Origin of the sequence: Lactobacillus apis (assembly GCF_003150935.1) — a bacterium.
GTDB lineage: Bacteria > Bacillota > Bacilli > Lactobacillales > Lactobacillaceae > Lactobacillus > Lactobacillus apis.
Genome location: NZ_CP029476.1, coordinates 44,391 through 68,980, shown reverse-complemented (window position 1 = coordinate 68,980; position 24,590 = coordinate 44,391). Strand labels below are relative to the sequence as shown.

General features: G+C 36.7%; 24 protein-coding genes. 10 read left to right on the top strand and 14 right to left on the bottom strand.

Annotated features, from left to right (window positions below; genetic code table 11):
• Positions 1–226 precede the first annotated feature (226 nt).
• On the top strand, positions 227–1,804 hold the full coding sequence (locus DKL56_RS00320) for an ATP-binding cassette domain-containing protein (RefSeq protein ID WP_109714986.1): 1,578 nt from the start codon (positions 227–229) through the stop codon (positions 1,802–1,804).
• Between the two features lie 86 nt (positions 1,805–1,890).
• Here DKL56_RS00320 and proC read toward each other — a convergent pair whose 3' ends face one another.
• From proC to DKL56_RS00305, 3 genes are all read right to left on the bottom strand, one after another.
• The gene (gene proC, locus DKL56_RS00315) at positions 1,891–2,655 is read right to left on the bottom strand and encodes a pyrroline-5-carboxylate reductase (RefSeq protein WP_109714985.1); all 765 of its coding nucleotides are present in this window, start codon (positions 2,653–2,655) and stop codon (positions 1,891–1,893) included.
• A gap of 24 nt (positions 2,656–2,679) precedes the next feature.
• Entirely contained in the window at positions 2,680–3,543 is an 864-nt protein-coding gene (locus DKL56_RS00310; protein WP_109714984.1) for an aldo/keto reductase, read from the bottom strand.
• 65 nt (positions 3,544–3,608) lie between these two features.
• The gene (locus DKL56_RS00305) at positions 3,609–4,316 is read right to left on the bottom strand and encodes a YjjG family noncanonical pyrimidine nucleotidase (protein ID WP_109714983.1); all 708 of its coding nucleotides are present in this window, start codon (positions 4,314–4,316) and stop codon (positions 3,609–3,611) included.
• A gap of 181 nt (positions 4,317–4,497) precedes the next feature.
• Here DKL56_RS00305 and DKL56_RS00300 point away from each other — a divergent pair, with 181 nt between their 5' ends.
• The 5 genes from DKL56_RS00300 to DKL56_RS00280 all read left to right on the top strand — a co-directional run bounded on the left by DKL56_RS00300 (position 4,498) and on the right by DKL56_RS00280 (position 8,659).
• The gene (locus DKL56_RS00300; RefSeq protein ID WP_046305789.1) at positions 4,498–4,683 is read left to right on the top strand and encodes a hypothetical protein; all 186 of its coding nucleotides are present in this window, start codon (positions 4,498–4,500) and stop codon (positions 4,681–4,683) included.
• A gap of 253 nt (positions 4,684–4,936) precedes the next feature.
• Positions 4,937–7,171: a ribonucleoside-triphosphate reductase, adenosylcobalamin-dependent gene (gene nrdJ / locus DKL56_RS00295; RefSeq protein ID WP_109714982.1), complete on the top strand. Its 2,235-nt coding sequence runs from the start codon at positions 4,937–4,939 to the stop codon at positions 7,169–7,171.
• A gap of 34 nt (positions 7,172–7,205) precedes the next feature.
• On the top strand, positions 7,206–7,595 hold the full coding sequence (locus DKL56_RS00290; RefSeq protein WP_109714981.1) for a DUF4430 domain-containing protein: 390 nt from the start codon (positions 7,206–7,208) through the stop codon (positions 7,593–7,595).
• Between the two features lie 9 nt (positions 7,596–7,604).
• Positions 7,605–8,120, top strand: coding sequence for an ECF transporter S component (locus DKL56_RS00285; protein ID WP_074426419.1), 516 nt, complete (start codon positions 7,605–7,607; stop codon positions 8,118–8,120).
• Positions 8,117–8,659 carry a cob(I)yrinic acid a,c-diamide adenosyltransferase gene (locus DKL56_RS00280; protein WP_109714980.1) on the top strand — a complete coding sequence of 181 codons (543 nt, stop codon included), beginning with the start codon at positions 8,117–8,119 and terminating at the stop codon, positions 8,657–8,659. The genes DKL56_RS00285 and DKL56_RS00280 overlap by 4 nt, the downstream gene beginning before the upstream one ends.
• Before the next feature lie 79 nt (positions 8,660–8,738).
• On the opposite strand, the gene DKL56_RS00275 is transcribed toward DKL56_RS00280, so the two are convergent.
• Both DKL56_RS00275 and DKL56_RS00270 read right to left on the bottom strand, forming a co-directional pair.
• Positions 8,739–9,602, bottom strand: coding sequence for an NAD(P)-dependent oxidoreductase (locus tag DKL56_RS00275; protein ID WP_109714979.1), 864 nt, complete (start codon positions 9,600–9,602; stop codon positions 8,739–8,741).
• A gap of 63 nt (positions 9,603–9,665) precedes the next feature.
• Complete coding sequence (locus tag DKL56_RS00270; RefSeq protein ID WP_109714978.1) at positions 9,666–10,514, bottom strand: helix-turn-helix domain-containing protein; 849 nt, start codon at positions 10,512–10,514, stop codon at positions 9,666–9,668.
• A gap of 187 nt (positions 10,515–10,701) precedes the next feature.
• On the opposite strand from DKL56_RS00270, the gene DKL56_RS00265 reads away from it, so the two are divergent.
• Positions 10,702–12,447: a 1-deoxy-D-xylulose-5-phosphate synthase gene (locus DKL56_RS00265; RefSeq protein ID WP_109714977.1), complete on the top strand. Its 1,746-nt coding sequence runs from the start codon at positions 10,702–10,704 to the stop codon at positions 12,445–12,447.
• A gap of 29 nt (positions 12,448–12,476) precedes the next feature.
• The gene (locus tag DKL56_RS00260; RefSeq protein WP_109714976.1) at positions 12,477–13,340 is read left to right on the top strand and encodes an alpha/beta hydrolase; all 864 of its coding nucleotides are present in this window, start codon (positions 12,477–12,479) and stop codon (positions 13,338–13,340) included.
• 3 nt (positions 13,341–13,343) lie between these two features.
• Here DKL56_RS00260 and DKL56_RS00255 read toward each other — a convergent pair whose 3' ends face one another.
• A complete protein-coding gene (locus DKL56_RS00255; protein ID WP_046305774.1) occupies positions 13,344–13,697 on the bottom strand; it encodes a MerR family transcriptional regulator in 354 nt (117 codons plus the stop codon).
• A gap of 222 nt (positions 13,698–13,919) precedes the next feature.
• Here DKL56_RS00255 and DKL56_RS00250 point away from each other — a divergent pair, with 222 nt between their 5' ends.
• The gene (locus DKL56_RS00250; protein ID WP_109714975.1) at positions 13,920–14,807 is read left to right on the top strand and encodes a LysR family transcriptional regulator; all 888 of its coding nucleotides are present in this window, start codon (positions 13,920–13,922) and stop codon (positions 14,805–14,807) included.
• A gap of 19 nt (positions 14,808–14,826) precedes the next feature.
• Complete coding sequence (locus tag DKL56_RS00245; RefSeq protein ID WP_109714974.1) at positions 14,827–15,513, top strand: carboxymuconolactone decarboxylase family protein; 687 nt, start codon at positions 14,827–14,829, stop codon at positions 15,511–15,513.
• A gap of 184 nt (positions 15,514–15,697) precedes the next feature.
• Here the strand turns inward: DKL56_RS00245 and DKL56_RS00240 are convergent, their stop codons facing one another.
• From DKL56_RS00240 to DKL56_RS00205, 8 genes are all read right to left on the bottom strand, one after another.
• On the bottom strand, positions 15,698–16,477 hold the full coding sequence (locus DKL56_RS00240; RefSeq protein WP_162542489.1) for an ABC transporter permease: 780 nt from the start codon (positions 16,475–16,477) through the stop codon (positions 15,698–15,700).
• Positions 16,477–17,247 (bottom strand): ABC transporter permease, encoded by a 771-nt coding sequence (locus DKL56_RS00235; protein WP_109714972.1) that lies wholly within the window; start codon positions 17,245–17,247, stop codon positions 16,477–16,479. The genes DKL56_RS00240 and DKL56_RS00235 overlap by 1 nt, the downstream gene beginning before the upstream one ends.
• The gene (locus DKL56_RS00230; RefSeq protein WP_109714971.1) at positions 17,247–18,191 is read right to left on the bottom strand and encodes an ABC transporter ATP-binding protein; all 945 of its coding nucleotides are present in this window, start codon (positions 18,189–18,191) and stop codon (positions 17,247–17,249) included. The genes DKL56_RS00235 and DKL56_RS00230 overlap by 1 nt, the downstream gene beginning before the upstream one ends.
• Before the next feature lie 171 nt (positions 18,192–18,362).
• A complete protein-coding gene (locus DKL56_RS00225) occupies positions 18,363–19,256 on the bottom strand; it encodes an EamA family transporter (protein ID WP_162542488.1) in 894 nt (297 codons plus the stop codon).
• Between the two features lie 156 nt (positions 19,257–19,412).
• Complete coding sequence (locus DKL56_RS00220; protein ID WP_109714969.1) at positions 19,413–20,636, bottom strand: ABC transporter permease; 1,224 nt, start codon at positions 20,634–20,636, stop codon at positions 19,413–19,415.
• Positions 20,629–21,525, bottom strand: coding sequence for an ABC transporter ATP-binding protein (locus DKL56_RS00215; RefSeq protein ID WP_109714968.1), 897 nt, complete (start codon positions 21,523–21,525; stop codon positions 20,629–20,631). Before DKL56_RS00215 ends, DKL56_RS00220 begins: the two co-directional genes overlap by 8 nt.
• A 212-nt stretch (positions 21,526–21,737) precedes the next feature.
• Positions 21,738–22,415, bottom strand: a complete 678-nt coding sequence (locus DKL56_RS00210) for an SDR family oxidoreductase (RefSeq protein ID WP_109714967.1) — start codon at positions 22,413–22,415, stop codon at positions 21,738–21,740.
• A gap of 136 nt (positions 22,416–22,551) precedes the next feature.
• Positions 22,552–24,537 (bottom strand): PTS sugar transporter subunit IIABC, encoded by a 1,986-nt coding sequence (locus tag DKL56_RS00205; protein ID WP_109714966.1) that lies wholly within the window; start codon positions 24,535–24,537, stop codon positions 22,552–22,554.
• Positions 24,538–24,590: the final 53 nt, after the last annotated feature.

The following is a 24,590-nucleotide window of genomic DNA, read 5'->3' as shown; positions in this document are numbered from 1 at the left end:
AAATATTTAATTTTTAATATAAAGAATGGTATTATATTAAAATGATGAATTTATTATCAGCTTTAAAGAAGGTACTTTTAATTATCGGAAAGATTTCTACAATAATTTAGAACAACTTATTCTTCTTCTCCTAATCACTGGATAGGAGCTAGTGAATACCGAAATTTAATTATTAGTTAATGATTTAAAATAAGCAATTACTACTAATACTAGGCAAGGAGAAATTATGATTGTTAGATATTATAATAAATGGAAGCTTGCAGCGCTTGTGGTACTTGGCATAATTGCTAGCACACAAAATATCGTGATGGCTTACGTGTTAGAAACTATGACAAATGCATTAGCGGATAAAAACTTGCATGCACTTCCTCACATGTTTTTAGTTGCCCTAATTTTATTCTTAATCGTTTTAGTAGCTGAGTTAGGCTACAATTATTTAAAAAATAATGCTGTTCAGGAAGTCAATACCCGTTTGCGAACCAAAATTCTCGCAGGAATGTTAGAAACGTCTAAAGAAGATAATGCTTCAGCTTTAGGTTTTTTAACCAATGATTTTAAATTGTTAGAAACTAACCGATTTAATGCCGAAATTAATATTGCCTTTTATTTTGTGACAGTTGTGATTTCATTAATTTACGCATTATATATTAATACGATTTTGACGATATTTTTTCTAATCGGTTCTGCTCTTCCAATACTAGCTTCAGGTTTATTACAAAAGCCGATACGTAAAGCTTCAAATCAGTGGACCGAAGCTAATAGTAGGTATGTTAGTCAAATAAAAAACTTCTTAGCAGGAACCGATTCATTAAAGCTATATCACAAGCAAGCTAATGCTGTTGCTTCAAATTTACCCAAAGTTTCAAAATTAGAAGAAGCTCTGTGTAAGATGAATTTGCTGAGTAATAATATTCAAACAATTGTCGGCTTTGTAGGAATTTATGGTACGTTTGTTATTCCAGCCTATTTAGGTGGGTTAATGGTATTACACGGACAAACAACGATGGGTGTCCTATTTGCAATTGTTCAGTTAGCAAATTCGTTTATTAAACCAATTATGCAAATTTTAGAAGAACGCAATCATTTATCTACGACTAAAGATATTGTGAAAAAGGTTAATTATTATTTAGACCTGGCAGATACCAAAGAGTTATCAGTCAACTGCACTTTCACTAAACAAGCAAGTTGGCAAAATATCTGTTTAGAAAGGGACAAAAAACAACTTTTCGGTGGACTTAATTTAACTATTAAACCTGGAGAAAAGATAGCAGTTATTGGACCTTCTGGTAGTGGTAAGTCCACTTTGCTGTATTTTATGATGTCTAATAAATTCGGAACAGCAGCAAATATTTTAATTGATAATCAAAAAGTAAAAGCTGATCAAATATCTAATCTATTTGCATATTCCAGTCAATCACCTGTTATTTTTGCTGATACACTTTGGTTCAATTTAACGTTAGGTGAAAAACTACCTGTGGATGAAGTTGAGCAAGTTTGCAAGCAATTAGAGTTAGATACCATGGTAGAAGAGAAAGGCTTTGATTACCAATTAGGGGATAACGCCGACAAGCTATCTGGTGGGCAATTAGCGCGAATTGAATTAGCAAGAGCAATTTTATCAAAACGTCCAATTTTGTTACTTGATGAAATCAACGCTTCGCTTGATCAAGCCACTTCAGCCGCAATTCATCAAATATTATTGGATTCAAATTTAACCTTTGTAGAAGTAATTCATCACTATCAAGTTGCTGATTTAGACAAGTATGACCAGGTAATCAATTTAGCAGATTACCAAGATAAGTAAACAATAGACAAAATAAAAAGGCACCGATTTTACTTACTCGGTGCCTTTTATTTTGTCTTCCTATAATTAAGTGATCTTGCTAATTTTTACTTAGCCGAAGCATTAAGTGCCTGAATTAATGTTCCACGAAAACCCTTTTCTTCTAACTTATTAACGCCTCTGATGGTAGAGCCACCAGGAGTAGTAACCTCATCTTTTAATTCTTCAGGCAACTTACCACTAGTTAATGCTAATTTAGCAGTCCCTAAAAGCATTTTTTCAATGATTTGGTAGGATTCTGCTCGTTTTACCCCATTTTGAACAGCGGCGTCGCTCAATGCCTCAATCATTAAATCAACATATGCTGGAGTACAACCTGCAACAATACCATAAATGCCTAATAAGTTGGCCGGTACAACGTAAACATCACCCATTTGTTCAAAAAGAGCTTTTACAGTCTTGATTACTTCAGGCTTTTCACCTGCAGCAAAACTAATTGCTGTAATTCCTTCACCGATTTGAACTGGTGTATTTGGAACAATTTTGACAAAAGAAGAGCCATTAGGTAACTCATGGTTTACCTTTTCTAAATCACCACCACCAGTGGATAAGATAATGCCATGGTATTTTTGACCAAGTTCTTCAAAAATAGTTTCCACTACTGAACCGCCCACTGCAACAATGACAGCTTGGCATTCTTTAAAGTCTGCATAGTCATTAATTAAATTCAAGTGCAATTCAGCTGCAACTTTTTCGGCTGATGGATGTCCACCACCAAAAACATAAATATCTTGGTTAGCGATATCTCCTTGCAATAAGCCCAAAATAATTGCTTTACCTATTTTACCGGTACCTATGAATCCTATTTTCATTGCTCTTCACCTTAATTGTTAACTTTAGAAGTTTGTTTTATCAGGATCAGTTGCAAGGTCAGCAGCACCATGCAACCCGTCCAAAGTCTTCATATCTTCTTCATCGATTACAAAATCAAAAATATCTACATTTTCTTTTATTCTATCAGTATGAACAGATTTTGGAAGTGGTGCAAACTGATGTTGAAATGACCAACGTAAGAGTACTTGAGCAGGAGTTTTACCATAATGCTCAGCCACTTCACTAACAGTTTTATTTCCAATTAAGCCGCCTGTTCCTAATGGACTATATGCTTCACTTAAAATGTTAAGTTCATTATTATATGAAACAACGTCTTCTTGCATATCACTCGGATTTAAGTAGATTTGATTGACAGCTGGACGAATAGAAGCGGTTTTTAGTAATTCATCCATGTGCTCACGTCTAAAGTTTGAAACCCCAATCGCACGAAGCTTTCCTGCCTTGTACTGATCTTCCATTGCGCGCCAACTCTCTGCGTTTAATTCTGCCCAGTGATCACGCACTGCTTTTGGATTTGGCCAGTGAATTAAGTACAGATCAAGATAATCTAACCCTAGTTTTTCTAAACTTTCGTCAATTGCTTGAATTGTTTCCTGATAGCCATGCTTATCATTCCACAATTTAGTTGTAACAAATAAGTCATAACGGTTAATACCACTTTCCTTAATGCCCTTACCGACACTCTCTTCGTTGCCATAAGCAGCAGCAGTATCAATCAAACGGTACCCCGCATTAATTGCATCAATAACGGAGTTTTTAGCAACATCACCGTCTGGTGTTTGCCAAGTTCCGAAACCTATAGTAGGCATCTTAGCTCCGTTATTTAAAAAATATCTATCATTTAAAGAACTAATTTTGACAGTCATTATTTTCACCTCTGTTATATTATATCGAATAATATATATGCTGCCACATCAAATTTAACAAATTGCTAATTAATTCTTTCAAAGTTATTTTTTAACAGTTTCACGAATTCGGGATATGTTTTCACTTCGCACAAAGGATGTAAATTCATGTTATTTTTTCTTCTGCGATGGTTGTACCAGACACTGCTAAAACCATAGTTTTCTGCACCTAAAATGTCTGATTGTAAACCATCTCCAAAAAATACTGTTTCTTCAGGACCATATTCCGCCCGGTCAAAAAAGTAATCAAAAATTCGAGCATCAGGTTTTGAATAACCTGCTTCTTCAGAAGTAATAATTAAATTAAAATAGTTCTTAATTCCAGCTAGCTCTAAGCGGTGGCGCTGCATATAGGCTTCACCATTACTTAAAATGGTTAACTCGTACCCACTCTTTTTGGCAAAGCGAAGCGTATCTTCTACACCAGGTAGCAACTTATAAGCTTGACTGAAGTATGAACGATATTCATCCATAATGGCAAGTCCATCAACATTAATATGATAGTTTTCTTTGATAAAATTATGAAAAACCATTTCACTCAATTGATCATATGTTAATGCACCAGTTTCAAGCTGACGCCATAAACTTTGATTATATGAGTGGTAACGGCGCTGCAAGTCCTCTGTTAGTGGCCAGTGATGCGCGTTAAAAAGGCGATGGAGCGCGAAATTCTCCGTATCCGCGAAATCGATTAGTGTGTCATCTACATCAAAAATAATTTGTCTAAAACGCAAGTATTTTTCATCCTTTCCAATTATTTCCCGGGAAATAAATACTGCTACGGAAAAATATTATACCAGTAAATTACTCATAAAAAACATAATTATCTTTTTGTTAAATTTAGGTAAAACTCATTTTAAGTAACTGCGCTTGAGGTATAATTGCTTACCAAATAAATCAGGAGGAAATACTAGTATGCTTACTTTATTACTAATTTTTGCATTGATCTGGGCACTGGCTAAACTAGGTGTTGGGATAATTAAAATTTTATTATTTATACTGGCATGCGGTTTAATCTTCATTTTCTTTATTCATTTACTAATTCCTTTTGCTATTTTGGGAGGAATACTTCTCCTGCTCTTCACAGCAATTGGTCGTTAACTCTTTTTTATTAGTCTTTTTGAAGCACAATAAGCTTTTTTTAGTTTATTGTGCTTTTTCGATACGCTGATTGCTATATGATTTTTTTGAAAATCTTTTTCTCCTACTGCCGCCTTAAATCATCTTTTTTTGTTCGGATTTGACTGCTGCATATCCGCTGGTAAATACAAGATATTGTGTTATAGTCTTTTTAGACACCATACATGATGTGTATGTGAAACAAAGTGTTATTTTATGAGGAGATATTTTGTATATGAAAAATGCAAGAATAAGCTTGGATCAGGCTTATATTGATCAAGTGAAACAAAATGTTTCGCCTCACTGGGGAGAACTTGGCTGGGTCACGTACAAGCGGACTTATGCACGCTGGCTTCCTGAATATAATCGCGCTGAAGAATGGGACGAAACAGTTAAGCGTGTTGTGGAAGGCAACATTAACCTTGATCCACGCTTAACTGATTCGCCTTCTGAAGATGTGGTTGAGGAACTGACAGACGAAGCTAAGCGTTTATTCAAGCTTATTTATGGCCTTGCTTCCACTCCGTCTGGACGGAACTTGTGGGTTTCTGGGACTGATTACCAAAGACGTAATGGTGATTCCTTAAACAATTGCTGGTTTATTGCTATCAAACCACAGAAATATGGTGATAGTCATATCGTGCCTGACTATTTGGACAAAAATCAAGAAGCTCTTTCAATGCCATTTTCTTTCGTCTTTGACCAATTGATGAAAGGTGGCGGCGTTGGCTTTTCCGTCGTTCAGGACAATATCCAAAAAATTCCCTCAGTTGACAATAAAATCGATTTAACGATTGTAATCGACAAGGCTAGTGCTTCTTATGACGACTCCGTTAAGCTTGGAGCAACTGATAAAAGTGAGTGGGTAAAGCAAAATCAGAATTCGGATGACTATATCTATTACGATTTACCTGACACCCGTGAAGGTTGGGTTTTAGCTAATGCTCGTTTAATTGATATGCACTTTAAGGAGACCAATCCTGAAAATAAACAGAAGTTGGTTTTAGACATCAGTGGCATTCGGCCTTACGGTGCAAAAATTCACGGTTTCGGTGGTACTGCTTCTGGTCCAATGCCATTGGTGGAAATGCTGTTTGAGATTAACGACATTATCAATAACCGTGTTGGTACAAAAATCACCTCAGTTGATGGTACAGACATTTGCAACTTAATCGGTAAAACTGTTGTTGCAGGAAATGTTAGACGGTCCGCTGAATTAGCATTAGGCTCTAACGATGATCAAGATTTCATCACAATGAAGCAAGATAAAGATAAGCTATATCATCACCGTTGGGCTTCAAACAATAGTGTTGCGATTGACGCTAAATTCGATGGATACGAACCAATTGCCGCTGGTATTAGAGAAAACGGTGAACCTGGTGTTGTTAACTTAGACTTGTCACGTAATTACGGCCGTATTATTGATGGCTATCAAGAGGGCATTGATGGTGAAGTTGAAGGAACAAACCCATGCGGTGAAATTTCACTAGCCAATGGTGAGCCATGTAACTTATTTGAAGTTTTTCCTTACATTGCTGAAGAACAAGGTTGGGACTTAAAAGAGGTCTTCAAACTGGCTACCCGTTATACCAAGCGTGTAACTTTTAGTGAATACGACTGGGAAGTTTCCCGCAACATCATCTACAAGAACAGACGAATCGGTGTTTCAATGTCAGGTATCCAAGATTGGCTCTTAAATGATTTAGGTCATCGGGTTGTTACCGGCTTTGAAGACAGTATCGACGAAGAGACAGGCGCAAAAATTAAAAAGCCAATTTATGATCCTAAGGGAATCAAAATGGTCGAAGAAGCATATCAAGCAGTAATTGATGCCGATCAAGACTACAGTAAGGCTTTAAATTGCAATCCTTCTATCAAACACACCACTGTTAAACCATCTGGTACTGTTGCTAAACTTGCAGGTGCTTCTGAAGGTATGCACTTCCACTACGCTGGCTATCTAATTCAAAGAATCAGATTCCAAGCCTCAGATCCTTTACTCAAGGCCCTTGATGCTTGTGGTTACTACTCAGAACCAGATATCTATTCACCAAATACTATTTGTGTAGAATTTCCATTAAGAGCAGCTCATGCAGACAGCAAAAACTTTGCTTCTGCAGGTACTGTTTCAATTGAAGAACAGTTTGCAACTCAAGCATTTTTACAAACCTACTGGTCCGATAATGCGGTTAGTTGTACTGTCACTTTCCAAAGCAATGAAGGTGACAAGATCACCTCTTTATTTAAGCAATATCGTAACGTCATCAAGTCAACGTCTCTTCTGCCTTACTATGGTGGGTCTTTGGAGCAAGCACCAAAAGAACCAATTGATAAGGAAACATATGAGGAGCGCAAAGCCAAAATATCTGGCGATGTTGCTACTGTCTTTGCTGAACAACATGATGATCAAAAAGACATCGAGCTAGTTGATCAAACCGATTGTGAATCGGGCGCTTGTCCAGTTAAATAATCTAAATTTATGTATTAAAAATAGGAGTTTTATCATGAAAAAAAATAAATTATCAGTTCTTGCCGGAATCGCTACTATCTTTACTTTCACTATTGCCGGTTATGGCAGCACCCAAAATGTTCAACAAGTTGATGCTGCTAGCAAAGTTCGCGTTACTTATACCCTTAAAGTAAATAATAAAAACTACAAGACTAAAAGCGTAAAAGTGCCTAAGCACTCAACTGTTATGCAAGGTCTTAAGAAGCTTTGGAAAGTAAAGAGTACTGATGGCTTCATCACTTCAATCGATGGTAAGAGTCAAAATAAAGCTAAAAAGGTTTACTGGACTTACACTATCAACGGCAAATTTGCTTCTAAAGGTGCTGCAGAGCAAAAAGTAGCTAACAAGGATAAGGTTAAATTTACTTTAGCAAAGATGGACTAATCAGCCATCATGCATGATTCAACCAAGAAATTAGCACTGCTTGCTATTTTAACTGCCATGTGCGTAGCCTTACGCATTTTTAAAATTATTCCAGTTCCAAACGTTCAGCCAGTCACTGATATTTTGGTAATCGTAACGTTAAACATGGGCTTTACTTTCGGCTTTGCCCTAGCCATTTTGACCATGGTGGTCTCTAACATTTACTTAGGCTTCGGCATTTGGACCATCTCACAGGTCTTAGCCTATGGCGGCTGCGTTTTAACTGTTGCATTACTGGCAAAATTTACGCCATTAAAAAAGCACTTTACTTATCAATTAGTCGTTGCTGTCTTTTTAGGTTGGGAATACGGCTGTTTCGTAGACTTCGGGATGTCGATTTTTGGTGGCTTTAATGCATTTCTAGCCTACTGGGCTGGAAGCTTAGTTTTTGATACTTACCATGCAGTTGGCAACTTAGTCTTCTACCCCATTCTATATAAACCACTTAATGTTGCATTAGATCACTACAAACGGAGGCTTTTATGACCATCAAAATTTATACCAAAGTCGGCGACCAAGGTTACACCAAGCAAGTCACCGGCAAAATGGTACCTAAGTATGACCTACAAATTGAAGCACTTGGTGACATCGACGAACTAGATTCTTATTTAGGTGTTGTAATTGCTAACTTATCCGATCAGTGTCAAGAATTGCTTAACCCACTGCAAGATCGACAACGTGATTTATATGAATTAGAAAGCGACATTGTTGTTAAAAGACACGAAGAAATAACGGCTACTACAGTCGAATTCCTTGAACAACAAATAGACGAGCTTAATCAAAAAATTCCAAAAACTACCCACTTTATTTTGCCAGGCGGTTCGATTACCGCGACCCATTTGCATTATGCTCGTACGGTTGCTAGGAGAGCAGAACGTGCAATGGCTAAATTAAACGATGAACAGCAAAAATTAGCCCCTGCTTGTTTAAAATACATTAATCGTTTATCAGACTACCTTTTCATTTTGGCACGCTATGCTAATGTTTTAGACGGCGTAGAAGAAGTCAAAAGTAAAATCAATTAACTTAAAATTCACTTATACTTACTCATAAAAAAGAGCAGTTCCAAATCTGAAACTGTTCTTTTTGTTTTTGAACTAAATATTAGTTCCACCATAATTTAATCAAACCCTGTGTGCCCAAGTCACCTAGACCACGCTCATCAACCAAGGTTTCATACAATTTTTCCGCCTCTTTAGTAGCTGGCAACTCAAGATCCATTTCTTTGGCAGTTTCCAAGGCAATGCGCAAGTCTTTTAAGAAGTGCTTGCTGAAAAAGCCAGGTGTGTAATCATCCTTCAAGATACGTGGACCATAATTGCTCAAACTCCAATTAGCAGCACTACCTGCTCCAACTGTCTCTAGTACAGATTCAAGATCCAAACCTGCTTTTTTGGCATAGACGAGCATTTCACACATTCCAGTCATTGTTCCAGCAATCATAATTTGATTGGCCATTTTTGTATTCTGACCTGCTCCTGCAGCACCAAAGTAATGCACGGTTTTGCCAAAGTCTTTAAAAACTGGTTCCAAATCTTGATAAGCTGCTTCATCGCCACCAACCATAATTGTCAAAGTGCCATTTTTGGCACCTAAATCTCCACCTGAAACCGGTGCGTCCAAAACTTTTGCTCCTTGTTGCTCTCCTTCACGGAAAATACGCTGAGCTAATGCAGGCTTTGAAGTGGTCATATCAACTAGATATTTGTCCTTAACAGCGGCCTGAAAAATACCTTCATCACCGAAATAAACTTTTTCAACATCAGCTGGAAAGCCAACCATCGTAAAGATTAATTCGGCATTCTCAGCAACTTTTTTAGGGCTCTCACACCAAGTTGCACCCTGAGCAACTAAGTTATCAGTCTTACTCTTGGTTCTGTTATAAACCACTAAATCATGACCAGCCTTTAACAGATTAAGGCAAATTGCGTTACCCATTACACCTGTTCCAATAAAACCTATTTTCATAAAATCATCCCTTCTATGCTCAAGCTTAACTATTTTATTCTTATCTTAGCACTATTATTCATTTTACTGATATTCGTTAAAAAAACGTTCTGCTTCTTTACCATATTCAGGCATTCCTAGTAAGTCGAAATTTTTGATTGCCCATTGGCATTTAGCCACATACTCTTCTTGATGGTCAAAGTGCTCGTTAATCATGTTTTCTAAAAAGACCAGCATGTTCTTATAAAAGAATAGTTTTGGCACTGTTCTGATATGTTCGGCAGCTTGAACAAAATATCCAGTTTCGTCATAGGCTCCTTGCTCAATACACACAATCAAGATATTGATAATAACACCTAAGAGCTCCTCCTGTTTCCGCGTTTCTGTTGTACCTTTTAATTTTTCTGCTACCTTTTTGCCAATCTTCAAGTTGCTTTTTAAATCATAAATTGGGATAAAGTTAATGTACATACGTAGAGTTTTTTCATCAAAATCATCTTGTTCAAAAAGCCAATTCCTTAACTGCGCTTTTTTCGTATCACTCAATTCGGCTACATTATTCAGCGTATCAGCCAAATTAAAATCGATCAGTAGCAGTAATTTGTCCTTATTCTCAATATCGCTATTCTCCACGTATTGGCGAATCTCTTCAATTTTTTTAGGATTGTTTTGATAATATGCTCGATTTACTTCTTCTTCAATTTCATTAAATGCAACATTCCGCGCTTGTTGATTTTCATCTAATTGATTAAAAAATTCCCACGGCTTAACGTGATTAATTCGCAAAATTGCAATCAAATCCTCTGCTGTTATACGATGCAGGTTTTTCTCAACCTTTGAATAATAAGAGGGCGTAACCACTCCCGCAGCCCATTCTTTTTGCGTTTTCAATTGCTTAACGCGAAACTTCTTCAGTAATTCACCAATTGTCATCTTCAATTCCTTAAATGTGTCACATTATTATTTCCATCATTATAATAATTATAGTTTAAATCGAATAAAGTTAACTTTTAATTATAAAAATTAATTTTACATTTGACTTAGAGCTAACTTTAAGTATTAAACTTTTATACAGTTACTGGAATAAGCTGGCTGACTAGCACAGCAAGGAGGCACTTATATGAACAAACATGAAGATTTTTTGTTAAATAAAATTACGGGACCAAAAGATGTTAAAAAATTGAGCATCCCCGAAATGGAAAAATTAGCTCAAGAAATCAGGACATTAATCGTTGAAAAAGATGCAGCTGAAGGTGGTCACTTAGGGCCAGATCTCGGTATTATAGAAGCTACCATTGCCTACCACTATGTGTTTGATGCTCCAAAAGATAAACTGGTTTGGGACATTTCCCATCAAACATATCCACATAAAATGTTAACTGGACGGGCCAAAGCTTGGCTCGACCCTGACCATTATGAAGATGTAACACCATATTCAAATCCTGACGAAAGTCCATATGATTACTATGCTGTTGGGCACACCTCAACCTCAGTCGCTCTGGCTACTGGAATGGCAAAGGCACGTGACTTAATGGGACAACACGAAAATATTATGGCTTTAATTGGTGACGGCTCACTGACAGGTGGCTTGGCTTTTGAAGGGCTAAACAATGCAGCGATTGAGCCACACAACTTAGTGGTTGTAGTTAATGATAACCAATGGTCAATTGATAAAAACGTTGGTGGCGTGGTAACCTCACTGAAAAAGCTGCGTGATTCTAACGGCCAAACAGCAGAAAACCCGTTTAAGGCAATGGGCTTTGACTATCGCTACGTTGCAGACGGTAATGATCTCTCTGCCATGATAGATGCTTTTAAAGCTGTTAAAGATGTTGATCATCCTATTTTATTGCACATTAATACGCTTAAGGGAAAAGGCTACGAGCCTGCAGTCAAAGACGAAGAAGCACATCACTGGGTCTCACCATTTAATTTGGAAGACGATCAGCCTCTTGCCGCTGAAAACCAAAAACCTACATCCAAGTCGGTTGCACTTGACGTTATTAAAGAACAAATTGATGCAGGTCAAAAAATCATGGCCATTAATGCCGCTATTCCTGGTGTCTTTAATTTAGATGAATTTAAAAATGAATATCCAGCTAATTACACTGACGTTGGTATTGCCGAGCAAGAGTCAGTTGCTTTTGCGACTGGTTTTGCCAAAGAAGGCGGTATTCCGGTTTTGATGGAAAATTCAACCTTCTTACAACGTGCTTTTGATCAATTATCACACGATACTGCTGCCAATGACTTACCGGTGGTAATGCTTGTAGCAGGTGGCACTATTTCTAGTCAATCGAAAACTCACCTTGGTATTTTTGATCAGGTAATGATTTCTAATTTGCCTAACTGGATTTACTTAGCACCAACAACTTTGGCTGAAGAAAAGGCAATGCTTGAATGGGCCATCAAGCAAAAGAAGCATCCCGTTGCAATTAAAGTTCCTGGCGATGTTCCAGAAACTGATCACCAAACTGTTATTACCGACTACTCCACCATTAACTACCAAGTTAAGCCGGGTAAGGAAGTAGCAGTTATTGGACTAGGCGCTTTTTATCAATTGGGTGAAAAAGTAGCAAATAACCTCGGTGCCACTCTTGTTAACCCACTTTCAGCTAATATTTTAGATGAAAAAGCACTAGACCAACTAGCCGCTAATCATAAGGTAATCGTCACCCTTGAAGACAACATTCTCGACGGCGGATTCGGCCAAAAAGTAGCTTCTTATCTGGGTAACAAAGACGTTAAAGTACTCAACTACGGGCAAAACCGTGTTTACACTGACCAAACTCCTGTAGCAGAAATTTATCAACAAAATCATTTAACTCTTGAACAAATCGTTGCAGATGTTCAAAAAAGTTTATAGGATTCGCTAATCCTTTTTAGGAGTCGCCGATGACCAAAAAACATAAAGCTTTCGGGATAAGTGCAATTATCGCTGCCTTACTATTAATACTGGGCTTTTATGTAATTAAAAAGCCTGGCCAGCAACAGCATAAAACAGCTATTGCCACGCCAACCCTCTTTGTTCACGGCTGGGGCAGTAGCTACCGGGCGGAAGAAAGCATGACTAATTACGCTAAACAGCACAATTTTACCAACTCAATTATTCGTGCAGATGTTAGTCCTGCGGGTAAGGTCTCTTTATGGGGCACCATTAAAAATGGTGCGAAAAATCCCATCATTGAAGTTAATTTACTCAACAACAAAAGCCTTTCTACAGGTGAAACTAACCAAGCCGTCGCTTTCAAAAAGAGTAGTAATTACATCAAAAACGTTATCACTGCTTTGCAAGCAAAATATCAATTCAAACAAGTAAATCTTGTGGGCCATTCAATGGGTAACTTACAAATTGCCTATTATCTACTAAACAATGCTGATAATCCGCACATGCCCCGTTTAAATAAACAAGTTTCTATTGCAGGGCATTATAACGGCTTTTTAGGCCAGCAAACTGCACCTAAAAAAATAGTTTTAGAACCTAACGGCAAGCCCACGCAAATGGATACGGGCTATCGCGGACTTTTAGGCCTAAGAAAAAAGTTTCCTACTAATGCTGCTGTATTAAATATTTACGGCGATACAGGTAAGGGGAACGATGGCTCTGTGGCAGTAAATTCAGCTCGTTCCTACCGCTATTTAGTGGAAAAGCGTGCCCGCTCATATCAGGAAAAAGAAATAACTGGGCCTCAGGCACAACACAGCAAGTTACATGAAAATACTAAAGTTGATCGTTTACTAGTCAACTTTTTATGGTGAAACCTACTTTAATTCTCCTTGATCGTATAGACTGATTTTGTGTTTTAGTCTATTGATAGTGGAATGAACGGCCTGCTCTTGTTCTTCCAAGCGATGTAGTTCTTTGACCAAAATTTGTCTTCTTGCCTTTTTAGTATCAGAACCCTGCTGCAGTAACTCGGTATATTCCAGTAAGTCTTTTACTGGAATGCCCACATTCCGCATACATTTGATAAAACTGATCCAGTTAAGATCATTTTCACTATAGTTTCTGACACCGTGCTCCTTTTTTACTTCTGGAATAAGACCCATTTTTTCATAGTACCTTAGAGTTACTGGGGTTAAATCGACTTTTTCTGCAACTTCTGATATTTTCATTTTATTTTCCTTACTAATTTAAAAGTAAAAGGGTGACCTATAATCGTGTTTATTATAGGCGCTTTTTATGATTTTTTACTTGTCTATCAAAATAACATTAGGTGGCCTATTACGTATTGAATTTTTTCTCAATAATACAAATTTTAACTGTAACTTTTTCTTCAGTGAAATACTTATTAACAATCAGTCAACATAAACAAAATGCATTAAACAGGAGGTTATATGGAACTACGCGTTTTAAATTATTTCGTTGCTGTTGCCCAAGAGGGTAACATGACGCGTGCGGCTAAAAAGGTCTTAATTTCGCAACCAGCACTTTCCAGACAAATAGCTGATTTAGAAGCAGAACTCGGCGTCAAATTATTTGACCGGCAAAAGCGCCGTTTAACACTAACTCCTGCAGGCCATTACTTACTAGAACAAGCACAAGAAATACTAGAATTAACTTCTAGGACAAAAAGAAATCTTGAAACTACCTCTTTTATTAGTGGTGACCTAACAATTGCAGCAGGTGAAAGTATCGGGATGCAACAAATTATGAACGTAATTAGCCAAATCATCAAAGATCATCCCACCGTTAAAATTCATCTCTTAAACGGCGATTATAGTTACGCCGAAAGAAAGCTAAATAATGGAACTGCAGATTTTGGCGTAATTATTGGTGACATTTCATTACCCAGCTACGCCTCTTTAACCTTATCTGAAAAAGATACCTGGGGTGTATTAATGCCAAGAGATGATATACTAGCAACTAAAGAAACAATTACGCCGAAAGACTTGTGCGGTCGCTCCCTCTTGACTTCGCAGCAAGCCCTGCAAACTCACCTTTTTCAAAACTGGTTAGGTAATTATTACGATAACGTGAATTTTATTGGTGACTATAACCTTAACTTCAACGGTACGTTAATGGTCAAAAATCATTCAGCATTAATGTTAACCCTGGATAACTTGGCTGATACTTCAGAAAGTTCAGGGCTTACGTTTAAAAAATTATGCCCTAGTCTGCAACAAACGATTAGAGTAATTTGGAAACGAGAAGTTAGCTTATCGCCAGTTGCTGAGCTGTTCTTAAAATCATTAAAAGAAGAAATTTATAAAGATTGCAGATAGTATTAACCCGGAGGTTTTCATGAATAATCAACTAGAAAAGCAATTTCAAAAATTAAGCCAGAGCTACCTTAACGACGTGGACAGTAACTGCGCTCAACACTTACAGAAAGATCGTTTTATCATTCCATTAATCGCTAGTGTTACGCAAGGAATAATGACAGCTGTTCCAGAACAGGTGGCTAACATTTTAGATGCTAATATTGCCCCTGAAGTTCTTTTAGAGGTGCTTTATCAATTAGCACCTGTAATTGGTACCCTGAAGGTTAAACAAGTTTTAGAGCAGGTAAATAGTGTATTTGAAGAACGTAAAATCACTTTGACATCCGTAGAAAGTGAAGCAGATGAAAACTATGGGGCAAAAATTCAAGCACAATTATATGGCACTGAAATTAAAAATCTGCTGAAAGATTTGCCAGACAATGCTGGCTCATTCATCCCCCACGCATTAACAGAACACTTTTTCAACGATTTTTATAACCGAAAAGCACTAGATGTTCGTGACCGTGAGCGCTATGAACTATTAGCACTAATTACCATGAACGTTGAATTTCAAATCAAGGCCCATGCTCGTGGAAGTTTAAAGGCCGGTAACAACGAAAGTGAACTAATTTGGTCAGTAATTCAATTGCTACCATATATCGGCTTTCCATTTGTAATTAATAGTGTGCAAGTAATTCATCAAGAAGCACAGACATTAAAAGAATAATTGATAAAAAAGCCATACAGCTCTTCAGTTGTATGGCTTTTTTATGCCAATATTTAGCTAAATTTATTTTGACTGTCTATCGGCTAAATTGTAATCTGTTAGCCGAATAGCAAAAGCAATAAAAATAGTTAGCAGCACCTTTGTACCGCTAACCATTTTGTCAATATATTTATAATAGTCTTCTCTAGCTACCCGTACTCTGATATTTTTCCAGAAATACGCGCCAGAGTTGATAAATCACCACAAAGAACAGCATGCAGACAACTGGAATTATCAATAACCATATCCATTCGTGCTTAACGGCAATTCTTTCCTGTGGAATTGATGCAACCCAACCAATTGGCAGTATAAAAGTCATAATTATTTTAAATCCCATCGAATAAATAGCCATGGGATATTTGCTCATATCAAAAAAGTCAAAGGTTGTTTCAGCCAAATTAGCTAAACCGTTAGATAAAAGTGAAACAATATTACCTAAGATTGCTAATGCCAAGAAAATTAAGGACGTAAACAGTGAAATAAAGATAAACATAATCGTGATATACCAAGGATTATGTAATTGCACATCAACCACAATTAGCAGAAGCAAGGCAACTAATAAATCGCCCCAAGAGTCTTCATCTACACGTTCATTAACTAGTTGAAATAGCGGATTGACGGGTTTAATCAAAATCGTGTCCAATGAACCATTATGGATGTAATCCGAAATATTTAAGGCATTAATGAAAAAGCAGCGGAATATTGAAAAGGATAACGTTGCTAATGCATACGTTAGTAGCAACTGGCTGAAACTGTAGCCACTAATTCGCGGCACAATGTTAAAAATAAACCTTAATGCAACAATGTTTAGGATATTTTGGACTATCATGCCAATAATCGCAAAATAAAAATCAAGATCGTAAACGGCTAATGATTTTAAATTTACTTTGAAATACGTAAATAATAATTTTAAATATCGCATCATTAACCTCCTTGAATAACTGTAGCGTTAGCTGAATGCTTAAAAAGCAACTTAAACAACAAGTTAAAGGCAACGATGTAAATTAACTGAATTACGACTATTTTAATAAATAAATTCCAGGCGGGATGCTGGGCCAATGTCCCTATTGCGCCATATGAATATTGAAAGGGCAAATATTGAGCAATCTTTTTAAGCAAGCTGGGATAAAAATTAGCTGGAAAGGCATTTCCAGCCAGTACAAGCAAAATAGCTTCTTTAAAAGTAGTAATCCCCCAAATGCTGTAGGTATAAAAAGAAAAAGTTCCGAGTACCAGCTCAAGTTCAAAGTATAAAAAATAACCTAAAATAGCTGTTACGAGAACCATTAATATGGTGCTAAATGCAATTTTAAAATCCAAGAACCAGAAAAAGATTAACATATCAACGACACCAATTATGGCAAATTTGACTAGTGAATAACCTATTCCTTCCCATAGTAATTGCGTTGAAATAGATAGTGGCTTAAGAAGATCGATTGCAATATCTCCGGAACGTACTTTATCGTTAAGTTCATAGCTAGTCTTAGGAAACAAAACTGTTAAAATTTGCATTAACACTAAATAACTAATTGTTTCTTGAAATTCACGATTTGGTTTACCAATCAGAACTGCTTTCCATAAAAAATACTGGACAGTGGTGGATATTAGTATGGAAAAAAGCCAAAACAAGAGAGCATATTTCGATGCTAAACCTTTTTTGACACCAATTTTTACTAACATTAATCTATACTTCATTAGCACACCTCCTGTTTGGTTAGGTGTGCTAGCAAGTACTCTAACTTGTTATTTTTAACCTCAATGCTATCGACTTCGACACTCGCCGTAATCATAGACAAAGTGGACTTAAGCTCTTCCTGCATTATGCCTGTAAGTTGATACGATCCGTTTTCTAATCGGTTAATCGTAGGCCATTTTGCAGTAATTGCTTCACTTAAAGACTTTTTGCTAGTAAATGTCACGGTTGAAGGCACGTCAAGTTTGGCCAACTCTTTGCTACTTTTATCTAATACCAGCTGGCCATGACTTAAGATTAGCGTTCTTGAACAAACCTTTTCGACCTCATCAAGATCATGTGAAGTAAAAATAATTGTTTTATTGGTCAATTTTTGTAAAAACTGTGTGATACTATTTTTCGATAAAACATCAAGCCCAATTGTCGGCTCATCTAAAATAATTAAATCTGGATCATGAATAAGGGCCGCAATAAATTCAGCTTTCATCCGTTGTCCCAGACTAAGCGTGCGCACTGGTTGCAATAAAAAATCAGTCGCATCTAACATTTCAGCTAGATTTTTCACTCGTTTATCAAAAATCTCTTCCGGCACTTGATAAATCTCACGATTTAACTTGAATGTGTCCATTGCCGGTAAATCCCAACGGAGTTGGCTTCTTTGGCCGAAAACAACTCCGATTTTTTGTGCATTTTTTTGTCTATTAGTTAGTGGATCCATGTCAAAAGTTCTGACACTTCCACTACTTGGCTGTAAAATGCCTAAAATCAGCTTAATTAGGGTCGATTTACCAGACCCATTCAAACCAACTAAGCCAAGGTGTTCGCCCTGCTTGAGTTGAAAATTAATATTTTGAAGTGCAACAAAATCACGATACTCTTTATGAAATAATTTTGTTGCTTTCACTTTTTTATATCGTTTTACCAAGCTTTTGGTTTCTATTATCATTATGTCTCCGCTCTTAATATCAGCGATAGCATTTCCCCAAATAAACTATCAGTATCTATCTTTGAGCCAGTCATAAAAAGTCATAGTTAATTATATACTTTTTTAATAATTAAAGCATTTTTTAATCTGTTGTATAAAAATAGGTTTGGTGTCAGCCAATAGGTGTCCTTTTTACTTTGAAAATAATGCCAAAACAAAGATAAGGACTATCACCAAGATATCTGCAAACTTCATCTTCTCTTTTAGGAAAATGTCGCCAAAAATCACACTGTAAAGAGAAGTCATGTTTAAAAAGATCCACGCAATGCTGGAGTTAGGCGAAGAGGTTGCCAAAGTATAGGTTACTTGCGCAAGAAGGGTTAAAACGGCGCGACTACCATAAATAAGGAAAACTCTACCTGTTAAGTTTTCACCATTAATTTTGAGGGAATGGTTTTTATAGATAAAAGTAATTAAGGAAATTAAGCAGCGAACATAGATTGTCATAATCGTAAAAAAGACCAAATCAATTGGCTTAATTAATCCTTTAGTCAAAAAAGGCGAAAATGCCGCTTGCGCAATTAGCAGTGGCGCAATAACTGTAAATGTCTTCGCCAAGTTTTTCAAATCCAAATTATCTTTGCGCTGTTCAAAGGCAATATAAATGACAACTATGATAGTTGAGATGATCGAAACTAAGTAAGAAGATTTACTGAAGTAGCCCATTGTCAGCAAAATTGCCAACGGAATAAACAAATCAGTAATTTTACTTAGGATAACCGATTGCATGATAGTTACTTTTTTAAAGACATAACTATAACCATATGCCACTATTTGTGCTAAAAAAGCATACAAAAATACCCTAATTAAGTAATTGTTTGTAATGCGTGGACTGGGGTAATTATGCAATATAACCAGCAACATAAAAGTTACTAAAACTGAACTACAAATATTATTTAAAAAGTTAACATCAATTGAGCTTTGTTTGCGATAACCCATTTGGTAACGGTCAATCACGGAAATTATCCCGCGTGAAAAAGATGAAATAGTAGCAAAAATAATCAACCATAGATTGCTAGCAAGCATAAATGCCTCCATGTCACCATGTAAGAAATACAGTTTGAAATTATTATTTATATTATAGTCCACTATTAAAAACAGAAAATATTTATAATTTAAAAAACTAATAAACCATGTTTTGCTTACACTGATTTATTAGTTTTTTAGCTTGAATTATATTACTTATGCTTTACTATATGCCAGGCCCCGCTTTAATCTCTTCCAAAAGCTGGTATCTTCAGTTTGTAATATTACTCCTTGATAGATTTTACTAATATATGCTGTTAAACCAACAATACTTACTATTAAAATTACCAGCGACAAAATAACTTCTATATTACCAACATGACCATTAATTATACGAATTGGCATCATGAATGAGGAAAAGAATGGCACGTAAGATAATACTTGCGGCAGAATTTGCTCTGGATTAGAAATAAATGCAAACGACAGAAAAAATGCAATCAAAGAAAGCATCGCAGTACTTTGCGCGGCCTTTGAAGAATCTTCAGGTTTAGCTACTAAAGCTCCTGAAAAAGCTGCTAATATCGTATAAATAATTACACCAAGAATCAGGAAAATGAGATTGACATTTACCAAATTGCCCAAAATTTTATTTATTACTACCTGATTGTTATGCATGAAAGAAGCCGTAATTTTTGCATGCAATGCCCAGCGGTAAGTTGCCCAGCCGCCAACAATATAGATTAAGAGTTGAGTAATAATTACGGCGAAAATACCCAAAATTTTGCCTAAAAAGTATTTTGCAGCAGTTGTACTGGAAAAAATGATTTCCATAATCTTCGTGCCCTTTTCAGAAGCTATTTCTTGAGCTGTAATGCTACTGTAGGAAGCCAAAATCATGTAAACGACCATAATCACAATGATTAAAGACAACATTTTTACCGATTTATCTCCCTGATGATTTTTCTGGAGTACTTCGCGATATTTTGGCTGCTGCTGTAAGGCTTTAAATTGACTGGGCGCCAATTGCGCTTGCTGCAAATTAAGCTGACTCTGCAAGACTTGTAAATAGCTTTTTACTTTGGGTTTCAATTCATCATCAATAGGTGACGCTCCGTGATAAACTGCCTTAACCTGATTTTTTTGCATTTCAAATACCAAGTAGCCATCAACCTTTTCTTTTTTGACGGCCTCTTTAGCAGATTCAACGGTTTTAATTTTAGCATCAACGTATTTGCCATTGTTTTTAATAAAGTTTTGGCGAACTTGCTCATTGGAACTGATAACTGCAATCTGACTGTCTGGATCAGAATTAGCACCGATAGCTCCTCCTAAAACGCCACAACCAATTATGAAAAATGGACTCAGAATCAAAAGCAGAAAAGACCAAGACTTAACTTGATGCCAATAAGTTTGCAGCGTTATGGTCCATAATTTATTCATGTTGTTCACCAGCTTCCATTCTGAATATTTCGTCAAGTGTTGGCGGTTGCTGACGGAACTCTTCAACATATTCGCCATTTGTCAATGCGTCAAAGACTTCAGGACCACTATTTTCATCGTCAATCCGTAAAAGATATTGACCATGTGCTTTCTTTTCTACTTTTTTAACGTGAGGCAGCTGCTGCAATTCTGCAAGCGACTTAGTTGTTTTGCAGTAAATTTCCGTTTTACCAAATGAGTCACGAACGGCATCAACTGTACCACTTAAAACAACTTGCCCTTTTTTCAACATAATTAAACTATCGCAAATTTCTTCAACATTTGACATATCGTGACTGGAGAAGATAATTGTTGCATTTTTCTTTTTTGCTTCTAAGATTGCGTTTTTGAGCAAATCTGCGTTTACCGGATCCAAACCACTAAAAGGCTCATCTAAAATAATTAATTGGGGCTGATGAATCAAAGTACAAATTAACTGTACCTTCTGCTGATTACCTTTCGAAAGTGTTTTTATTTTGTCGCTTTTCTTGCCCTGAACCTCAAAGCGTTTCAGCCAATCATCGATTTGCGGTTTTATCTCTTTTGCTGGGCGGCTTTTTAGCTCCGCCAAATAAACAATTTGTTGCTCAATAGTCATTTTAGGTAGTAAACTGCGTTCTTCCGGCAAGTAGCCTACCGTATCAAAAGTTTTTTCAGTAATGGGCTGATCTTCCCAGGAAATTTTTCCGTCGTAATGAAGAAAATTTAAAATGCTGTGAAAAGTGGTGGTTTTCCCTGCACCATTTTGACCAATCAAACCCATAATTTCACCAGGCTGAATGGTAAAGTTAACATCTTGAAGCGCTGGAAAAGTATCAAACTTTTTACTTAAATGTTCTACTTTTAGCATAGCTCCCTCCTTTGTTTTAATAATAATATAATCAAACTTTACTATATTGATTCGTGTAAAAGCAATAATTTTCTAATTTAATCAGACTAAAAGTAACAATGTTGGTCATAATCTGTCATTTAACTAAGTCTTAACTCAAAATAAAAGGCTAATAAATCATGTTAGCTAGACATTAATTTATTAGCCTATTAAAATTTGTAATCAAAATATTTTTATTGGAAGTTTGAAATTGCCTGTGCAATAGGTACTTCGCCATTGGCCAAGTCAAAGTCTTTTCGATGCAGCTTATCTTTCTCGATAATTTCTGCAATTACTTCTGCTACATCTGCTCGGGTAATTGTTATTGCAGAAGCGGGCGCTGTTATGTGTTGTGCTATTTTGACTTTTCCAGTTGCTGCAGTGTTGAGTAACCTAGCTGGCCGCAAAACTGTATAATCTAATGAACTGTGGTAAAGCCATTGGTCGGCATAGTATTTAGCAGCATAATAATAGCTTTGTGGCTCTACTGCTGGAGCATGATCTGACCAAAAGCTACGGTCATCTGACTTAATCGAACTAACCATAATAAAGCGCTGAATGTTTGTTTTTTCAGCTGCATTAATTGCCTTAACTGCTCCATCAAGGTCAATCATCATAGTTGCATCAGCACCAGTTTTTCCACCTGATCCGGCAGAAAAAACCACAATGTCAACCGTTTGCATCACTTGTTCTAGTTGCTTTTGCGGTTTTGTTAAATCAACAAAAGCAGTTGCAATTCCTTGTTCTTGATAAGTCTTCTCCTGTTCAACCGACCGCAAGCCTGCAATAACTTCACAGCTTTGGCTCTTTTGTAAAATATGAACTAATTGTTGCCCAATTTGTCCGTGTGCACCTATTACTAGTACTTTCATCTTCAATCACTCCAATTTTGCTAGTTTTACAATTAATTATCGCAATTTTTAGTCTAAACAACTAGCTGAAATTTAAAAAGCTTCTAACTAATATAGTTAGAAGCTTTTTTATCCTTAAAATATCAAAATTCAGCAATTATAAATCTGCCAAAGTCTTCTTTTTTGGAGCATCCTTAGGGCTATTAGCATCGTTTTCCTTATAACCAAAGAAGTAAGTTAAAGCAAAGGCGGCAATAATAGTCACAATTGATGCAATCCAGAAGTTTAACAAGTTATTAGGATTGCCCTGTCCAGCCTTAGGAACAAATGATGGGAAACCGATTAAACTACCGGTAAAACCATACATATCAACTTTGAGCAAACCATTAACTAAACCACCAATAGCTGCACCGATACTTGAGGTCATAAATACACGACCGTATTTCAAGTTAACACCATACATTGCAGGTTCAGTGATACCAACTGCTGCAGAGATAGCTGCACTCATCGATAATCCCTTTAGTTCAGGATTATGCTTAGTCTTAAACCAAACTGCAAGTGCACCAGCACCTTGAGCAACCATTGTAATTGAGATGATGCCGTTTAAGACACTGTGTCCTGTTGCAGCAATGTCGTTAGCAATTAACGGAATTACTGCCCAGTGCAGACCGAAAATAACCAGTATTTGATATAGTCCACCAATAATCAAACCAGATAATGCAGTGTTAACTGTGAGTAACCATTGCAATACTCCGGCAATACCTTCTGAAATAAAGGAAATAACTGGACCAACAATAATTAAGACTGTCATTCCGACTAAAAAGATTTCTACTAATGGTGTAAAAATTTGTCTCAATGTAACTGGCATCCATTTTTTAATCCAAGGTTCAATTTTTGCTGCCATCCAAGCTGCAAAAATCATTGGGAAAATAGAATAAGTATATTGTGGAATATGAATTGGAATACCAAAGAAGTTAGCGTTAATACCAACACCTGCTAGGAAATAGCTAAACTTCCCACTGGCATATATTTTTACCAAGTCAGGATAAATCAAAAAGCCACCGATTAATGAAACAATGACAGGATTTGATCCCAGCTTTTGAGCTGCAGTAAAACCAACAATTATTGGTAAGAAATAAAAGGCTGCATCCCCCATTGAATTAATAATCGTGTAAGTTGGTGATGCTGTCGACATATGACAAAAGTTAGTCAAGATATTGAGAATACCTTTTAACATTCCGCTCGCTGCCAAGAGTCCAATTACGGGCATCATTGAGCCAGTAATAACACCAATCAATTGGAAAAAGGCATTTTTGATTTTGCCACCAAAACTTAAATCTTGGTTATCCTGTTCGCTATTGTTGCTATCAGCTGCTTCTTGGCCTTGCCCCGCATATTGCGGTCCCAAAATCCTAATGACCTCATCATAAACATCATCAACAGTTTGTCCGATTACTACCTGATATTGATTATTGGCACGAGCAACGTCCAGAACTCCGCTAATTTGGTTAACCTGATCATCATCAGGAATGCTGTCATCTTTCAAAGAAAAACGTAATCGCGTAAAGCAGTGAATTACGCTTTTTATATTATCGCTTCCACCAATAGCTTCAACTACCTCTCGCGCAGTTACCTGATACTTATTTTCTTTAGCGTTAGCAGTTGGTTTGGTCTTAGTGTCCTCTTTTAAAGTGACTTCTGCTGCCACTTGACCAGCATCAATTTTGCCTAGTTGGACGTCAATACTACTCAGAATTTCTGCAGTATTAGTTACTGCAACAACTACTACATCATCTTTTCCAGCGGCTTTGATTGCAGCAAGGTCCATTGTTCCAATTTTTTGACCTGCTTCAACCTCATCTCCAGCTGCTACCTCGGCTGAAAATGGTTTACCTTCTAATTCAACTGTATCAATTCCCAAGTGAATTAGTACTTCCATGCCAGTAGCTGTTTTAAAGCCAATCGCATGTTTTGTGTCAGCAACCATCATAATTTTGCCCGTTACCGGTGAAACAAGCTGTGTTTTCTCTGGCTTAACTGCAAATCCTTCACCCAATGTTTTTTGAGCAAAAACTGGATCATCAACTCCGCTGAGATTAATGACTTCACCACTTATGGGAGCCAATAAGTTCTCTTTTTTCATAATTTAAACTCCTTCAATAACTTTGTATCCTTTTGAAATCGCTTTCCAAGAAA

Bases quoted from the DNA above. Each gene is read 5' to 3' on its own strand.
- DKL56_RS00320 (WP_109714986.1), top strand. From the start codon at position 227: ATGATTGTTAGATATTATAATAAATGGAAGCTTGCAGCGCTTGTGGTA.
- proC (WP_109714985.1), bottom strand. From the start codon at position 2,655: ATGAAAATAGGATTCATAGGTACCGGTAAAATAGGTAAAGCAATTATT.
- DKL56_RS00310 (WP_109714984.1), bottom strand. From the start codon at position 3,543: ATGACTGTCAAAATTAGTTCTTTAAATGATAGATATTTTTTAAATAAC.
- DKL56_RS00300 (WP_046305789.1), top strand. From the start codon at position 4,498: ATGCTTACTTTATTACTAATTTTTGCATTGATCTGGGCACTGGCTAAA.
- nrdJ (WP_109714982.1), top strand. From the start codon at position 4,937: ATGAAAAATGCAAGAATAAGCTTGGATCAGGCTTATATTGATCAAGTG.
- DKL56_RS00290 (WP_109714981.1), top strand. From the start codon at position 7,206: ATGAAAAAAAATAAATTATCAGTTCTTGCCGGAATCGCTACTATCTTT.
- DKL56_RS00285 (WP_074426419.1), top strand. From the start codon at position 7,605: ATGCATGATTCAACCAAGAAATTAGCACTGCTTGCTATTTTAACTGCC.
- DKL56_RS00280 (WP_109714980.1), top strand. From the start codon at position 8,117: ATGACCATCAAAATTTATACCAAAGTCGGCGACCAAGGTTACACCAAG.
- DKL56_RS00275 (WP_109714979.1), bottom strand. From the start codon at position 9,602: ATGAAAATAGGTTTTATTGGAACAGGTGTAATGGGTAACGCAATTTGC.
- DKL56_RS00270 (WP_109714978.1), bottom strand. From the start codon at position 10,514: ATGACAATTGGTGAATTACTGAAGAAGTTTCGCGTTAAGCAATTGAAA.
- DKL56_RS00265 (WP_109714977.1), top strand. From the start codon at position 10,702: ATGAACAAACATGAAGATTTTTTGTTAAATAAAATTACGGGACCAAAA.
- DKL56_RS00260 (WP_109714976.1), top strand. From the start codon at position 12,477: ATGACCAAAAAACATAAAGCTTTCGGGATAAGTGCAATTATCGCTGCC.
- DKL56_RS00255 (WP_046305774.1), bottom strand. From the start codon at position 13,697: ATGAAAATATCAGAAGTTGCAGAAAAAGTCGATTTAACCCCAGTAACT.
- DKL56_RS00250 (WP_109714975.1), top strand. From the start codon at position 13,920: ATGGAACTACGCGTTTTAAATTATTTCGTTGCTGTTGCCCAAGAGGGT.
- DKL56_RS00245 (WP_109714974.1), top strand. From the start codon at position 14,827: ATGAATAATCAACTAGAAAAGCAATTTCAAAAATTAAGCCAGAGCTAC.
- DKL56_RS00240 (WP_162542489.1), bottom strand. From the start codon at position 16,477: ATGATGCGATATTTAAAATTATTATTTACGTATTTCAAAGTAAATTTA.
- DKL56_RS00235 (WP_109714972.1), bottom strand. From the start codon at position 17,247: ATGAAGTATAGATTAATGTTAGTAAAAATTGGTGTCAAAAAAGGTTTA.
- DKL56_RS00230 (WP_109714971.1), bottom strand. From the start codon at position 18,191: ATGATAATAGAAACCAAAAGCTTGGTAAAACGATATAAAAAAGTGAAA.
- DKL56_RS00225 (WP_162542488.1), bottom strand. From the start codon at position 19,256: ATGCTTGCTAGCAATCTATGGTTGATTATTTTTGCTACTATTTCATCT.
- DKL56_RS00220 (WP_109714969.1), bottom strand. From the start codon at position 20,636: ATGAATAAATTATGGACCATAACGCTGCAAACTTATTGGCATCAAGTT.
- DKL56_RS00215 (WP_109714968.1), bottom strand. From the start codon at position 21,525: ATGCTAAAAGTAGAACATTTAAGTAAAAAGTTTGATACTTTTCCAGCG.
- DKL56_RS00210 (WP_109714967.1), bottom strand. From the start codon at position 22,415: ATGAAAGTACTAGTAATAGGTGCACACGGACAAATTGGGCAACAATTA.
- DKL56_RS00205 (WP_109714966.1), bottom strand. From the start codon at position 24,537: ATGAAAAAAGAGAACTTATTGGCTCCCATAAGTGGTGAAGTCATTAAT.